Origin of the sequence: Desulfosediminicola flagellatus (assembly GCF_005116655.2) — a bacterium.
Taxonomy (GTDB): Bacteria; Desulfobacterota; Desulfobulbia; order Desulfobulbales; family Desulfocapsaceae; genus Desulfopila; species Desulfopila flagellata.
Genome location: NZ_CP050698.1, coordinates 6046743 through 6061530, shown reverse-complemented (window position 1 = coordinate 6061530; position 14788 = coordinate 6046743). Strand labels below are relative to the sequence as shown.

Sequence of the window (14788 nt, the reverse complement as noted above, 5' to 3'; positions counted from 1 at the left end):
ATAGGTCCTTTGTAATTTGCCGATGCAGAAACATTGCTTCTTAAAAACTCCACCTTTAGCTTTGAAATGATATTCAGAGCACCTGATGGGTGTTTGTAGCATAAGAGCCCGAATTGTTTTCAGCGGTAACGCTTGAGTTCAAACCAGTCATCTTCGATGTTCTGGCGCATCTTCTGGATTAATGCAAGAACTGCCTTTTGCTCACTGATGTTAAAACCAGAATAGCATTGAGCGGTTAATCGATTTTCTTCCTCTATAATGAAGTCATAGGCCTGTTTTGCTTTTTCTGTAGGGAAAAGATTATAGGCTCTTTTGTCGTGTGCATCCTGAGTCTTGCTGACTAATTCCTCTGTTATAAGTTTGTGTACAACCTTTGAGGTGGTGGTTTTGTCGACCATTAACAACTGCGACAATTCCTTCATACTGAGCCCCGGATTCTCACAAATTCTGGTGAGATAAATCGATTGCCCTTTTTGAAGATTCAACGTTTTGAATTTAATCTCAATAATCGCATGGATTGTTCTGGTTAATGCGCCGATTTCTCGAAGAACAACGTCCTCTAATTTCATCGATTGCCCTGAGATTAGGTATGAATAAGTACGTCTTTGCATACTTCTTTGTAGGCCTGAATAAATTGTTCAACAGCCTCCTGCGAAGTTGCCCACGAAGTGACCAACCGAATTGCAGAATGGTTTTCGTCCTTTTGGGCCCATACATAAAATTGAAACCGACCTGATAATTCCTCAATTACCCTGTTATCCATAACGGGAAAAATCTGATTCGTCGGGGAATCAATCCAGAAATCACAACCCGCTTTTGCCAGTTCAGCTGCCATGAATTGCGCCTTTTCATTGGCATGTCGTGCAAGGTCGAAATAGAGATTTTTAGTGAAGAGTTCTTCGAACTGAATGCCTAAAACCCGTCCTTTGGCAAGCAGACCTCCTCGTTGTTTAATTAAATATCGAAAATCTATTTGTAATTGCGCATTTTTTATAATGACGGCCTCTCCCAGCAATGCGCCGATTTTGGTACCACCTACGAAGAATGCATCAGTAAGTGCATACATCTCTTTCAACGTCATACCAGAATCCTTACTTACAAGAGCCGCCCCTAAACGGGCACCATCCGTATAGAGTAAGAGATCTTTTTCCTGACAAAAATCATAGAGCGCTTGCAGCTCAGTTTTAGAATATACAGTTCCCAATTCTGTAGGATTCGAGATGTACACCAGTCGCGGCTTCACCATATGCTCAAAATGATGTTCCGTCAGGACAGGTTCTATCAGTTCCGGCGTAAGCTTTCCGTCACTGGAATCTACCGCAAGTAATTTATGACCTGTTGCTTCAATGGCACCTGTTTCATGGGTGGCAATATGTCCGCTTTTTGCGGTAATGCATGCTTCATGCGGTCGTAAAAATGCACTGATGGCAATAAGGTTAGTCTGAGTTCCACCAGAAAGCAGGTGTATATCTGCACCCTGGTCGTCAACCAGGTTTTGCAGCAATACAATTGCGTTTTGCGAATGCCGGTCTAAGCCATACCCTTCTTCCTGTGTACTATTGTGAAGCAACAGAGCCTGCAGAATGTTTGGATGAGCACCTTCAGAGTAATCGTTTTTGAAGCTGTACATTATTCTATATCCCTCGCGTGACTGGGTTAAACAGTTTTAGTTGAAAGTGCATCTATATTGATTTGGAGTTTCACTGTCAACAACAAACATGGTGACCTTCTCTTAATAGCCCTTTGGAGCAATATTCAAGGCAGAAAAAAGCATGGCCTCTATAGAAAGAAATTGCTGAGGTGGCACCTTAGTAATCCGTAGCAAAACAATTTATTGCAATTGTTTGACAACACATCTCAGCTCTGCATGCCCATCTAAAATAATCATGACATGTCCAAATCAATGTTATCATATAATTCCAAAATGTTACGCTGCAACGAAAGGGCGTATCACAATTAAATCAAAGACATAAGCACGGATATTGTATTTTGATTTTTCATGATACAATAAATAAATCAGCAGTCGATATACACAAAAACAGTTTGAATGTTGCCATGACCATTTCACGAATGCAGACTATAGAAAAAAGTATTGAGTCTTTCCCACCTCTTCCTGACACTGTCGTGAAAGTAATTGAAGTTACTAACAATCCTGAGAGCTCAGCTAATGACATACTACGAGTCATTGCTCAAGACCAGTCGATTTGTACAGCAATCCTGAAAATTGCCAACTCTTCTCTGTTTGGAAGACCCCAAAAAGTACAGTCATTAGAGAACGCAATTGTGGTTTTGGGATTCAACGAGGTAAAAAGTATCGTCCTGGGCCAGGCGGTTGTCTCATCTTTCAGTCAGATTGCGGAACAACACCAAACTGCAATCAATACCTTTTGGGATCACTCTTTCACGACAGGTCTGGCTTCAAAAATAATAGGAGAGCATTTTCACCTATCAGGAGGGCAGTATTTTATCGCCGGTCTTCTGCATGATATAGGCAAACTCGCTATGCTATTAACATTTCCTGATGAATATTCTCCTTCAAAATGGATGACGTGTTTCAGTGATCAGGAACAACTCGATCTGGAAATAAACCAATTTGCTTTAGGGCATGATATGGTTGGAAGTCATCTGTTGAGAAAATGGCTTTTCCCAGAAGAAATGCTGGCCGCACTCGCCTACCACCACAATCCGACTCAGGCTTCTCAATTCTCCAGAATTGCACACATTGTCCAGCTCGCAGACATAATGGCGTTTCTCTGTTGCAACCCGAATGATGAGGACGAGGATGACATTATTGCCACCATCAAGATTCATTTACCTGACATAGAAACAAACTGGAAAAATATTAACCTCCCATGGGAAAATCTTGCGATTGAATCATGGTATGCGTGGGTGAAGATTGATCACGCTCACGGCAGCTCAATTATGACGATGCTATCGCGTTAGCCCTATAACCTGACATATGCAGTACCTTTATGTTGTTGTATATAACAGCCAGTTTTTTCACCTGATCCGCCCATTCATGTGAGGCATAATCGCATCTTTAACTAGAAGATGTATTATCTCGAAGACATACTGGAACGATTGGAAGAACAACACGAAAAGAATAACGAGACGGCTTTTTCGCTTATGCCGACACATCCGTATTCTTTTGAGCGGATTAAAAGAATACGGAGTGAATAACCAAACAGCTTTGCAGATCAGGTTTGCTATATTTCAAGCACTAATCAGACCCAGTTCTTTATTTAAACGTTATAAAGGGTTGGTCATCCAAAACATGTTTCTAAAATACAGTAAGGTGGCTGCCAGCCGAACCCTCCCACTTTTCAAGAGTAAAAAAAAATCTTCACTCGTTCTAACTACACTCTAACGTCAGGCAAATTTGCTTTTAGTCTACCCAATGGTTAAAACCACATTCTGCACTGGCCTTTTTTCAATCAGGTCGTACCACGTCTGACATCCGAAGATAAAAATTGATAATTCAACCAACTTTGCTAAGAAGTTGTTATACTGTTCAGTTTCTGATATTCTGGGGGTGATCATCGGTTTGAGAGCATCTTTGCAGCTTCATTTATGAGATTTCCACAACTGCTGTTTCCTCCCACCTGTTCTCGAAAACATTCCTAACCTTTCACCCAAAATAAACAATTGACCATGCAAACAGCAAAAATTGTATATACCAAAATTGACGAGGCACCCGCTCTGGCAACCTATTCGTTGCTGCCAATATTGCAGGGATTTACCAGAGGTACAGGGATCGATTTCGAATCGTGGGACATTTCCCTGGCGGGCAGGATTATCGCAAACTTCCCGGACAACCTGACAGAGGAACAGAAAATTCCTGACTACCTCGCTCAGCTTGGCGATCTCGCCAAAAGCCCTGAAGCTAATATAGTCAAACTGCCTAATATCAGTGCATCCATCCCGCAGTTGCAGGAAGCAATAAGTGAATTGCAGTCTAAAGGATTCGACATCCCAGACTATCCGGAAGACCCGAAGACAGATGAAGATAAAGCCCTGCAATTGCGCTTTGCAAAAGTGCTTGGCAGTGCTGTAAATCCTGTGCTTCGTGAAGGCAACTCTGACAGACGTGCAGCTGCATCAGTTAAAGCTCATGGCATGAAAAATCCGCATCGGATGATGAAGCCGTGGCCTGAAAAATCCAAAACCCGTGTCGCACACATGGATAATGGTGATTTTTTTGGCAACGAGCAATCAGTGACTATCAAGCAGCCAACCGACGTGAAAATCGTTTTTCAGGGTGCTGATGGCAGTGAGCAGGTTCTGAAAGAATCCACGCCATTACTGGCAGGCGAAGTGCTTGATGCAACCGCAATGAACGTCTCCGCCATGCGCGATTTTTTTGAAGCCACAATGAACACCACCAAAGAAGATGGTGTCCTTCTTTCCCTGCATTTGAAGGCAACCATGATGAAGGTCTCCGACCCCGTCATGTTCGGTCATTGCGTTAAGGTCTATTACAAGGATGTTTTCGCCAAACATTCTGAGCTATTTGAAGAGATAGGTGTAAACGTCAACAACGGTATTGGTGATGTGTATGCACGACTTGACAAACTGCCTGCTGATAAACGTGCAGAAGTCGAAGCGGACATTATGGCGGTTTACAAAGAGCGTCCTGAACTAGCCATGGTTGATTCCAGCAAAGGTATTACCAACCTGCATGTTCCCAACAATGTGATTATCGATGCTTCCATGCCTGTAGTTGTGCGTGACGGCGGCAGAATGTGGGGACCGGATGATGCTCTGCACGACACCATCGCCATGATTCCAGATCGCTGTTATGCAACCATTTACCAGGAGGTCATCGAAGACTGCCAGAAAAATGGTGCCTTTGATCCAGCCACCATGGGTTCAGTTGCCAATGTCGGTCTGATGGCCCAGAAAGCAGAAGAGTATGGCTCTCATGATAAGACCTTTGAAGCACCCGGCAAAGGCGCCATCAAGGTTGTTGATAGCACTGGTGCAACACTGATTGAACAACAGGTTGACACAGGTGATATTTTCAGAGCCTGTCAGGCTAAAGACGCGCCAATTCAAGACTGGGTCAAACTCGCAGTTAACCGCGCACGACTTTCCGGAACGCCCGCGATATTCTGGCTCGATCCGGCACGTAGCCATGACACACAGCTTATCGAAAAAGTAAAAACCTACCTGCAGGACCACGATACTGATGGACTCGATATTCAAATCCTTACTCCGGTAGAGGCAATGAAAGTCACTCTTGAAAGGGTACGTAAAGGTCAGGACACCATCGCAGTTACCGGCAACGTACTTCGAGATTACCTCACCGATCTCTTCCCGATTTTAGAACTCGGCACCAGTGCCAAGATGCTCTCTATCGTACCGCTTATGAATGGTGGAGGACTCTTTGAAACCGGCGCAGGCGGATCTGCCCCGAAGCACGTACAGCAGTTTCTCAAAGAAGGGCATCTGCGCTGGGATTCACTTGGTGAATTCTGCGCGCTCGTCGCCTCATTCGAGCATCTGGCTAACACCTTTAACAATGACACAGCCAGCCTTCTTGCCAAAACACTTGATCAGGCAATCGGTAATCATTTGGAAAACAATAAAGCTCCTTCACGAAAAGCAGGTGAACTGGATAATCGAGGCAGCCATTATTATCTGGCACTCTATTGGGCTGAAGCTCTTGCATCTCAAGACACAGATCCTGGGCTGCAAAAACGATTTGCAGCAGTTGCAAAAGAGCTTGCTGATGCAGAAACAGTCATCCTGAAAGAACTTGCTGAAGCAGAGGGCAACCCTGTAGATATCAGCGGATATTACATGCCGGATGTTACAAAGGTCACCAATGCAATGCGCCCAAGTGCTACCTTAAACACCATTATTGATGCGTTGTAACTGCTCACAGGGCACCAAATCTTTCCGCGATCAGTCTGGTTTACGTATGACATATACGCTTCACCAATCTGCTTGCGAAAATCTTCGGCACCCTACAAGCAGCTACAAATACGGAGGTTTACAAAACCGCGTTGCTTACCCTGTAAGTAGTTATGATGCGTTGTAAAATATACCAGCAGTTTTAAACACACTGCCGTTATAACAGAAGCGTATACATAAAAGCCGGGACTGTACGTTAGTTCCGGCTTTTGCATTTCTGCCACTCCTCTTTTCAAGTGAAGATCGTCTGTTTCTTGGCTTTCAAGCGTAAAAATTAGCGGTATCTCTCACGACTTTTTTGAAAATATTCAGAACATCACATCATATTAATATCATTAACAAGCACCTTGCGGGGCTTGGCCCCATCAGGTGGGCCTACAACGCCATTCTTCTCCATGAGGTCAATGATCCTGGCAGCCCTGTTGTAACCCACACGCAACGCTCTCTGAACTCCTGAAATGGAAGCCTGGTGGCTGGCCATCACAAATTCCAGTGCTTCATTATACTTTTCATCATACTCATCCTGCTGATCGTTGGACTGAACATCATCGGAATCCGACTCGCTCAGAACATCAAAAATATAATTGGGTTTTCGCTGCTTTTTGATAAAGGTTGTGATGTCATCCAGCTCATCTTCTGAGAGAAAGGTTCCATGGACCCTCGTCAACCGGGCAGTTCCTGGAGGTACAAACAGCATATCACCGTTACCGAGCAGGGTTTCAGCGCCATTTGAATCAATAATGGTGCGGGAATCCGTTTTAGAGGAGACCTGATACGATATTCTCGTCGGAAAGTTCGCTTTGATGATACCGGTCAACACATCAACCGAAGGCCTCTGGGTTGCCAGAATGAGGTGAATTCCCGCCGCACGCGCCATCTGTGCCAGACGGGTCAGAGAAAACTCTATCTCTCTGGAAGCTGTCATCATCAGATCTGCCAACTCATCTATGATCACAACGATATACGGCAGAGGTTCCAGCTCTTCATCATATTCACAATATTCGCCAGATTTTGAGGCTGCCAACTTCTGATTGAACTGCTCGATATGCCTGACCTGGAATTCCGCAAGCAGATTATAGCGTCTATCCATCTCACGAACCAGCCATTGCAGTGCAGTGTTGGCTTTGTGCATGTCAGTAATAACCGGTGTCAACAGGTGTGGAATATCTTTGTAGAACGAAAGTTCGATCCGCTTGGGATCTACCATTATAAACCGTACCTCATCCGGAGTTGCTTTATAGAGGATACTGGTAATCATCGCATTGAGCCCCACGCTCTTCCCTGTTCCCGTGGCACCCGCGATAAGCAGATGAGGCATGGTATCCAACCCTACAACTACGGGATTACCGACAATATCCTTACCAAGGCAGATGGGAATTTTTGAGGTACTCTCCTGAAAATCTGCTGAGATGACAATATCTATGAACGGAACCAGGCTCTTTTTAATGTTGGGTATCTCAATACCCATCACATCCTTGCCTGGAATGGGAGCGACAATACGGATGCTATAGGCGCTAAGGGCCAGCGCCAGATCGTCTGCAAGGTTGACAATTTTACTGATTTTGATGCCTGGGTCCGGCTTATATTCATAGGTGGTGATCACCGGTCCGGGATGAATCCCCATAACCTCACCCTTAATTCCAAAATACCCCAGCTTTGTCTCAAGAAGCTCTGCGTCTGTCCGAATACGATCCTGGTCCACCAGATTTTCATTGCTGGTATTCTTAAGAAAAGAAAGCAGAGGCAGCTTATATTCTTCTAATTGATCAGTTTGCCCATCGTGTTGCTCAAGGCAGGCGGCATTATCAACATCATGTCCGGTATGATATCCACCCTCTCCAAAGGATTCATCTGTTCTCGGTAAAGGCGAAGTGAAAGTATCCTGGTTCGCCTCAGAGAGTGGCTCTGCATCCTGAGACCATTCCGAGGAAGAAGAACGGTCTGGAGAAGGCATGGTTCCTCTTTGTCCTCCAGGCAGATATTCTCCATCGTATTCAGAGCCCAATCGTGCTGTACCTGCTACCACACTGTCCGACTCAACCATTTCTACTGACTGTGCAGTCATATCATCGTCAGCAGAATCCAGGGAGCCAGCAGTTACCATTGAGGTTTCAACAGTACTTTCCGCCACTGCTATCGGTGAGGAAGACGTTACCTCTGCCAAGGTATTTCCTGCTGAATCCTGCTGCTCAATATATTCATAATCTTCCTGACATTCAGGAGACTGGCCTGGTGTAGTCGTCTCCTGTATACTCATTTCTCCCCCCGCAATGCAGGAAGTAGACCCGGACACGCTACTATCAGTCACATCCTGACGTGTCTCACCTTCTTGAATCAGTTCATCCAATGATTTCTCTGTCATTGAAACAGCGGGGAAAGCAGATACGTCGGATGCCGGAGGAATAGTCGATACAGAGCTTGTACTAAGTTCAGAATGGTTGTTGGCCGTATCCGGCGCACGTGTTTCTGCCTCTACAATACCAGCTGGCAGCGCGGGCTTCTCTTCATTAGTAGCGAGCTGACACTGATCACCCGTTACCCCCTGATTTTCCTTGATTCCCTGTTTCTCTGAAGCTGAAGCCACAACCACGTCTGAATCTGCCTTGTCAGTTTTTGAGGTGTCTGTGCGTTCTTTTCGTTTAGCGGAATGCAAAAGAGCCGATGGAACAGCGTTCGAGTCAGCGGTGGTTGCAGAAATTGATGGAACAAATGTGTTGGAAACGGCGTGTTCAGGGTGAGTAGGAAAGTGTTCTTCCACAGCACATTCTGCAACACCTGAACCGTCGATACTCGTCTTTTTTTGAGGCAATGTGGAGCGCTGCAGCAAATCTGCCGGTTGCTTGTCCATTTTCTTCTTTGCAGTATGTCCTGCTGAGGGTCGTATTGTCGCACGGGAAGATATGGCATGCTGCAATTGTGACTTCAACGCTTGAAGGTCTTCCAGAACATTCCTGACCTCCTCATATTTTTTTTCCAGTTTGGTATATTTTTCACTTATGTTCAGTGTTACCAGCAACAGCTTGTCATAGAGATTCAAGTTGTCTCGGCCTGGATCCTGCTTCTCGTCAACGCATTGCAATTCCTTGACAATCAACGAAGCAATATCGTGGATATTTTCCAGCACATCAACATTATCAATTTTAAATTTAAACTGACCACGTTCTGTTTTCAGAATGAGAACATCCTTATCAAGACTGTATTTGTAATCAAAACCTTCTTTATAAATTCCCACGAAACTGCCTATATGTAGTGATATTGAGTTTAATACGGTTAGGATGACAACCCGCCTGCATTTTCATAGCACAACCTGATCTCTGCGATATACCCATAGATATACCATGCCAGGGGCAACAGAGGGGGCTCGTTCGATAAATGCATACTTTTAGCTGATACGACATTCCTGTAATCATACACCATGAGCAACATGGTTTGAGTGCAAGAACTACGTCATACCAGTAGTCTTGAGCCTAAGCAGACGAAACACGAATGAACCATAAAAGGAGAGAACGTGCCAGTTTTTCCTTGATTACACACTCCCTGAAAGAGTGCTTGACACCCATGACAACGTCTCAGGACACCAACACCGAGTTAAAGCAGCGGCTTACCACCATTGCCAAACAACTTGCTGAAAAGGAGTTATCCTCGAAGAACTTACAGCTGCTCAGGGCAATCCTGTGGATATCGGAGGTTATCACCTTCCGGATAAAGCGATGGTAACCAGCGCTACTATGAACGCCATTATTGATGCCATGTAAAAAGGCCATCATCAGCCGGCGTCGTTATCTGACATGACGATCCCGGCCCCAGTCTCAACTTTTCTTCGTTTCTAATTGTTGGAATCCCCTCATCAATGCATTTTCCACCCTGTACAGGCGTAACCTCGCCGCCCTGAAATCGTTTACCCAAACACACTGTAATTTCATACCCCCCAGACGATTTGGACAGTTTTTGCCTTATCCGATAATGAACTATTCATTCAGGGAGACAACATGAAACGACTTGCACTGGCAATTATCTGCTGCATGCTGATTGGAGTAAACAGCTCAGAGGCCGCGAACGCATCACGAGGGTACTTTACTACAGATGACAGTAATTCAGATCAGGGTAACCAATGGAGAAATGGCGACGATGATGGAGTAATACAACAGCATCTCAGGATAACATCCTACGAGGGCCCCATAACCTGTATCAGATGTCACCGGAGCGAGGCTAATCATGCACTACAATCCGTTCATATGCAGTGGAATGGTCCCACTCCGGATCTGATTAATACAGATGGTGAAGATCTGGGCAAGGCCAACAGAGGTATTAACACGTTCTGTACCTACGCCATGTCTTCAGGAAATACCTGCTTCTCCTGTCATGTAAGGCTCGATGGGAATGCACCGCATGATCCGGCGGTTGAAGATGTGGATTGCCTTATGTGTCATAGTGATGTCTACAGACGTAAGCTCCTGCTTGATCCAAATGATACGATCACAGTTACAACGTTCAAAGGGGAAGAGGTCACCTATCTCTTAGGACTCAAAGACGCAGATGGTAATTATATATCAGAGCCTGATTACAGTAATATGCCGACAGGAATTACTATGGAAGAGGTCGCGCAGAACGTACATAAACCAACCCGTTACACCTGCCTTCGCTGCCATGCATCTGCAGGTGGCGGTGACTGGGTCAAACGCGGTGATATGGGATGGTCTTCTGTAAATCCCGGTATCGATGAAGATGTTCATCTCTCTATAGACGGGGCCGACCTGCGCTGTGTCAGCTGTCATGACAATCGCCAACATAAGATTGGCGGTCGCGGAATCGATTTGAGGCAGACAGAGGCCGAAAAACCGACCTGTCAGAAATGCCATGAAGAAAAACCCCATGATAACGATGATTATAATCGCCATGCAACAGGACAGGTCAGTTGCCAGGTCTGTCATATCCGGGAATTTGCTAAGGGTGGTGAAACGGAAATGTCTCGCGACTGGCTGGAACCACACTGGAACCCTGCATTTTGCTATGGCCAGGGTGGCTGGGTAGGTCTTGAGATCAAAGAACCCGAGGTCCTGCCAGAATATGTCTGGTTTGACGGCACATCCTATGTCTACAACGTCGGTGAGACAATTGAACCCGGTGAAAATGGCATATACAACATGGCATATGCTAACGGCGCAGCATTTGATGGCAACTCCTTAATCGTGCCGATCAAGAGACACTATTCCAATATACCTCTCCACGATGACAGTCAACAGATTATCGCTCCAGCCATTATGTGGATGTTCATGACAGGCATCTTCGACGAAGCAGTAAAGTATGGAATGGACGATCAGGGTCTTATCGGGAGCTACAGCATCGTTCTCGCAGATGCAGAGATGTTGATAACCCACGGTGTAGACCCGAGCGACCGCGCTCCGCGCTGCAGCGAATGTCATAATTTTTCGGGTGACACTCCGGATGGTATCAAAATGCTGCCTTTCACAGAACTAGGTTACCATGAGTTCCCTGCCGCTGTAGAAGCCTGTACCCTCTGTCACGAGCGTGAGAATATGTCGTGGCAGAAAATGCATGAGGAGCACAGAGATGATGTCAGTTGCTCAAGCTGTCATATTTCAGAACCTACAGGCTTTATAACAGACCTGGATACCCTCTGTTCAAAATGCCATGAAATGGAAGAATGGGAGGATGACTCTCACAAAGAGCATATTGAGGAAGAGGTTAGCTGCGCTGACTGCCATACATTCGAATAAGAAATTCTTACGAGGAGTGTATTAAAATCCACCAAAAAGGCCGGGCAGAAAATGCCCGGCCTTTTTTATCGTTTACACTTCTGCAAACGGAAAATCCGGATCATTCAGCAGCTTATACATTCTCTGCTTCGTTGCAGTTTTGCTGTCATGAAATTCAACCAGTTGCTCGACAATATCAAGAACCCTCTCTTCGTCTGCGGTCTTCTCAATGCGTATAGCAACCTTAGGGAAAGGCCCACCCTTGCCACCGGCAAAAACCTCGTACCCTTCACGGGTGGCCATTACCCCGATATCGGTGGTCTTGACGTTTGAACAGCACATTGTACAACCGGAAATAGCAGTTTTCAATTTCGCCTTATATTTCTCACGACCAGCACATCTTTCAACGATCTTTCTGCTTAGTTCCGCAGTATCAATAACACCAAGATTGCAATTGCCTTTACCAATACAGACACGTGGGCCCAGATGTTTTCCTGGTCCTTTGAAGTCGGCACCGAGTTCAGCAAGTTGTGCTTTTATAGCGTCCGCAGCATCAGCGGGAACATCGATCAGTCTCAGGTTCTGTGCAGTTGAGAGATAAATACCGAACGAATATTCACTCGCCAGTTTAGAAGCAGCTTCCATAATATCAAGCGGCAAACGGCCTGCCGGTACCAATACGGTAATACTTACAGTCTTTGACTCTTCCATTTCGATTTCTCTTATAATAGCTATATTTCGTTACATTCCGGGCTGTGATATCGAAAAAATCTCAAACCAGCGCGGACCATACAATTTTGAGCCCCATTGCAGCCAGAGCCGTAAACAGCACCTTCCGATAGGAATACTCATTTAATGAGGATGACAACCAGATGCCGATCTTACTACCGATTATAACAGCCGGTGTTGCAGCAGCATAAGTGAGCAGCACGGTCTGGGTGACCTCACCACCAATTGCCTTGGCCGCAACAATAAACACACCTGTAATAATAAAGCCCGCTCCGAGTACACCTTTTACAGCCTGTGCGGAACACCCGCTATAGGCAATATAGGCAGCAAGCGGCGGGCCGTTAAAACCAAAAGCCATACCAAGCGCAGAAGACAGCACGCCGGCTAGATACCCCCAGGCGACACTGATAACTCTCGTGCCACCTTTATCGGCCCACAAACTCCAGAGAGCATAAAAGGCTATAAAAGCTCCCATACCGGCCTTCAACCAGTTTTCTGAGATATATTCAAGTACCAGAACACTAAGGATCACACCGGGGATAGCGCCAATGAAAATCCCTTTAACATATCCCCACTCAATATAGCGACGAAAAGTCCACCCCACCTGACAATTCAAAGTGAGCACAATGAGTGTGCAACTCGGGACAGCTATTGAAAAATCGATAAACGGAGCAATAAGCGGCATGGCGATCATAGCCGCACCAAAACCTGCAACGCCGTTGATAAATCCGCCGAGAAACCATCCCAGCACGATAAAAAGCAGATCAGGCATAGCAATCAGACTCCGTGGGAGTTTATTGACGAGGGTGAAATAAACACGAAATAATCAATCGCGCATTTTTCTAAAAAGCGTCGTACGATTGATTCCAAGTGCGGAAGAGGCTTCATTTACCGAGCCGTATCTATCGAGAGCCTGTTGAATAACCTGTTTTTCAAAATCGGCCATGATGGCTTTGAGGCTTCTTCCCGAACCACCACTCAACGTTCCAGCCGGAGTAAACATCATCTCATACGATGCAGCCTGCATGCAGGGTGAAAGGTCTTCAGGAAGAATCTCGTGTCCCTGACAGGTAACAACAAGGCTCTGAATAGTGTTTTCAAGTTCCCTGATATTCCCAGGCCATCTGTACGCCATGAATATATTCATGGTGTCATCATGACAAACGATATCTTTTTTGTATTTGGATCTGAACCGCTCAAGAAAGTGATTCACCAATCCGGGGATCATTTCGCGTACTTCCCGCAGGGGTGGAATATCAACAACCGCAACCCGTAATCTGTAAAATAGATCGATTCTGAAGTTACCGTTGGCAACCTCCTGTTCAAGATTCCGATTGGTCGCAGCGATGATTCGTACATCAACCTTTTGCGGTACAGATGAACCTACCCGCATAACTTCCTGATCCTGAAGCACACGAAGCAGTTTTGCCTGCATGGTAAGCGGCAGTTCACCGATCTCATCAAGAAAGACCGTACCCTTATTGGCGATCTCAAAATGACCGATCTTGCCCTGCCTGCTTGCACCGGTAAAGGCACCGGGAGCATAACCAAACAACTCTGATTCTATAAGATTTTCTGAAATTGAGCCGCAATCTACCTTTAAAAAGACTTCGTCTTTTCTTGGGCTGTTTTCATGGGCCATTCTGGCATACCAGTCTTTACCTACACCGGTCTCGCCAAGAAGCAGGATGGTTGCATCAGTTGACGCAACGCGCTTAACCAGCTCTGAGAGTTGTTTGATCTGGGCGGATTCGTAGGATGCGCTCTCGACCTTAGAACCGGTGGAAAGATGCTCTATCTGGTTATGATAGATGGATATGAGTTTCTTCTGCTGCAGAATCTGTTCGCGCATCTGCCCGATAAGGGTAACGTCACGAACCAGGGTGATAACTAATGCAAGTTCATTATTTACATCAAAAACAGGGAAACCGCGAAGCACAACCCGTTTGCCGGATTTCAGTACCTGAACATTGTTAACCGGCTTCAGCGTTTCAACAACTTTGGGGTTAGCGATGAAATCAAAAACACCCTTCTCTCTCAGTATCCGCACATTCTGCCCAAGCAGATCAGTGCGCTTCAGCCCGGTGAGCTTTTCATACATCTCATTGACATGGAGTGTAGTACCCGCCTTGTCGGTTACATAAACACCGTCATCCAGAGCCTCGAGAATATTTATGACATTGTTTGACAGGATTTCAGAATACTGCTCCATCGCTCCACCATTTACCTCTTGGAATTACTAAACTTACATCACCGGAGATGCCGTTATCACTCATCTTCCACCCCGTTATCTTCCGTTGAATTCTCATAACGTACCACTGGTTACGTGAAATATCAAAGTGGATCACCTCAATTATAACAGAGTTCGACCTGATAAAAAGAATGTGGCTATACCTGGTGGAGAGCAGATATAACCACATTCTTCT

General features: G+C 45.5%; 10 protein-coding genes. 4 read left to right on the top strand and 6 right to left on the bottom strand.

Annotated features, from left to right (window positions below):
* Nucleotides 1–119: 119 nt before the first annotated feature.
* Together FCL46_RS25135 and FCL46_RS25130 are read right to left on the bottom strand one after the other, a co-directional pair.
* A complete protein-coding gene (locus FCL46_RS25135) occupies nucleotides 120–569 on the bottom strand; it encodes a MarR family winged helix-turn-helix transcriptional regulator (RefSeq protein ID WP_136809232.1) in 450 nt (149 codons plus the stop codon).
* A 14-nt stretch (nucleotides 570–583) separates the two neighbouring features.
* Nucleotides 584–1630: a threonine aldolase family protein gene (locus FCL46_RS25130; protein WP_136809231.1), complete on the bottom strand. Its 1047-nt coding sequence runs from the start codon at nucleotides 1628–1630 to the stop codon at nucleotides 584–586.
* Between the two features lie 425 nt (nucleotides 1631–2055).
* Between FCL46_RS25130 and FCL46_RS25125 the strand changes: the two genes are divergently transcribed.
* Both FCL46_RS25125 and FCL46_RS25120 read left to right on the top strand, forming a co-directional pair.
* Nucleotides 2056–2943 (top strand): HDOD domain-containing protein, encoded by an 888-nt coding sequence (locus tag FCL46_RS25125; RefSeq protein WP_136809230.1) that lies wholly within the window; start codon nucleotides 2056–2058, stop codon nucleotides 2941–2943.
* 708 nt (nucleotides 2944–3651) lie between these two features.
* Nucleotides 3652–5877 (top strand): NADP-dependent isocitrate dehydrogenase, encoded by a 2226-nt coding sequence (locus FCL46_RS25120; RefSeq protein ID WP_136809229.1) that lies wholly within the window; start codon nucleotides 3652–3654, stop codon nucleotides 5875–5877.
* 355 nt (nucleotides 5878–6232) lie between these two features.
* Here FCL46_RS25120 and FCL46_RS25115 read toward each other — a convergent pair whose 3' ends face one another.
* Nucleotides 6233–9148, bottom strand: a complete 2916-nt coding sequence (locus tag FCL46_RS25115) for a DNA translocase FtsK (protein ID WP_228723281.1) — start codon at nucleotides 9146–9148, stop codon at nucleotides 6233–6235.
* 326 nt (nucleotides 9149–9474) lie between these two features.
* Between FCL46_RS25115 and FCL46_RS25110 the strand changes: the two genes are divergently transcribed.
* Entirely contained in the window at nucleotides 9475–9633 is a 159-nt protein-coding gene (locus FCL46_RS25110) for an NADP-dependent isocitrate dehydrogenase (protein ID WP_167505989.1), read from the top strand.
* A 272-nt stretch (nucleotides 9634–9905) separates the two neighbouring features.
* The gene (locus FCL46_RS25105; RefSeq protein ID WP_136809228.1) at nucleotides 9906–11654 is read left to right on the top strand and encodes a cytochrome c3 family protein; all 1749 of its coding nucleotides are present in this window, start codon (nucleotides 9906–9908) and stop codon (nucleotides 11652–11654) included.
* A 72-nt stretch (nucleotides 11655–11726) separates the two neighbouring features.
* On the opposite strand, the gene FCL46_RS25100 is transcribed toward FCL46_RS25105, so the two are convergent.
* From FCL46_RS25100 to FCL46_RS25090, 3 genes are all read right to left on the bottom strand, one after another.
* On the bottom strand, nucleotides 11727–12344 hold the full coding sequence (locus tag FCL46_RS25100; protein WP_136809227.1) for a nitrite reductase: 618 nt from the start codon (nucleotides 12342–12344) through the stop codon (nucleotides 11727–11729).
* A gap of 61 nt (nucleotides 12345–12405) precedes the next feature.
* The gene (locus FCL46_RS25095) at nucleotides 12406–13134 is read right to left on the bottom strand and encodes a sulfite exporter TauE/SafE family protein (protein WP_136809226.1); all 729 of its coding nucleotides are present in this window, start codon (nucleotides 13132–13134) and stop codon (nucleotides 12406–12408) included.
* Nucleotides 13135–13188: 54 nt separating this feature from the next.
* Nucleotides 13189–14574 carry a sigma-54 interaction domain-containing protein gene (locus FCL46_RS25090; RefSeq protein WP_136809225.1) on the bottom strand — a complete coding sequence of 462 codons (1386 nt, stop codon included), beginning with the start codon at nucleotides 14572–14574 and terminating at the stop codon, nucleotides 13189–13191.
* Nucleotides 14575–14788 lie beyond the last annotated feature (214 nt).

What these genes read in the sequence shown, in the direction of transcription:
- FCL46_RS25135 (WP_136809232.1), bottom strand. Translation starts at nt 569, where the DNA reads ATGAAATTAGAGGACGTTGTTCTTCGAGAAATCGGCGCATTAACCAGA.
- FCL46_RS25130 (WP_136809231.1), bottom strand. Translation starts at nt 1,630, where the DNA reads ATGTACAGCTTCAAAAACGATTACTCTGAAGGTGCTCATCCAAACATT.
- FCL46_RS25125 (WP_136809230.1), top strand. Translation starts at nt 2,056, where the DNA reads ATGACCATTTCACGAATGCAGACTATAGAAAAAAGTATTGAGTCTTTC.
- FCL46_RS25120 (WP_136809229.1), top strand. Translation starts at nt 3,652, where the DNA reads ATGCAAACAGCAAAAATTGTATATACCAAAATTGACGAGGCACCCGCT.
- FCL46_RS25110 (WP_167505989.1), top strand. Translation starts at nt 9,475, where the DNA reads ATGACAACGTCTCAGGACACCAACACCGAGTTAAAGCAGCGGCTTACC.
- FCL46_RS25105 (WP_136809228.1), top strand. Translation starts at nt 9,906, where the DNA reads ATGAAACGACTTGCACTGGCAATTATCTGCTGCATGCTGATTGGAGTA.
- FCL46_RS25100 (WP_136809227.1), bottom strand. Translation starts at nt 12,344, where the DNA reads ATGGAAGAGTCAAAGACTGTAAGTATTACCGTATTGGTACCGGCAGGC.
- FCL46_RS25095 (WP_136809226.1), bottom strand. Translation starts at nt 13,134, where the DNA reads ATGCCTGATCTGCTTTTTATCGTGCTGGGATGGTTTCTCGGCGGATTT.
- FCL46_RS25090 (WP_136809225.1), bottom strand. Translation starts at nt 14,574, where the DNA reads ATGGAGCAGTATTCTGAAATCCTGTCAAACAATGTCATAAATATTCTC.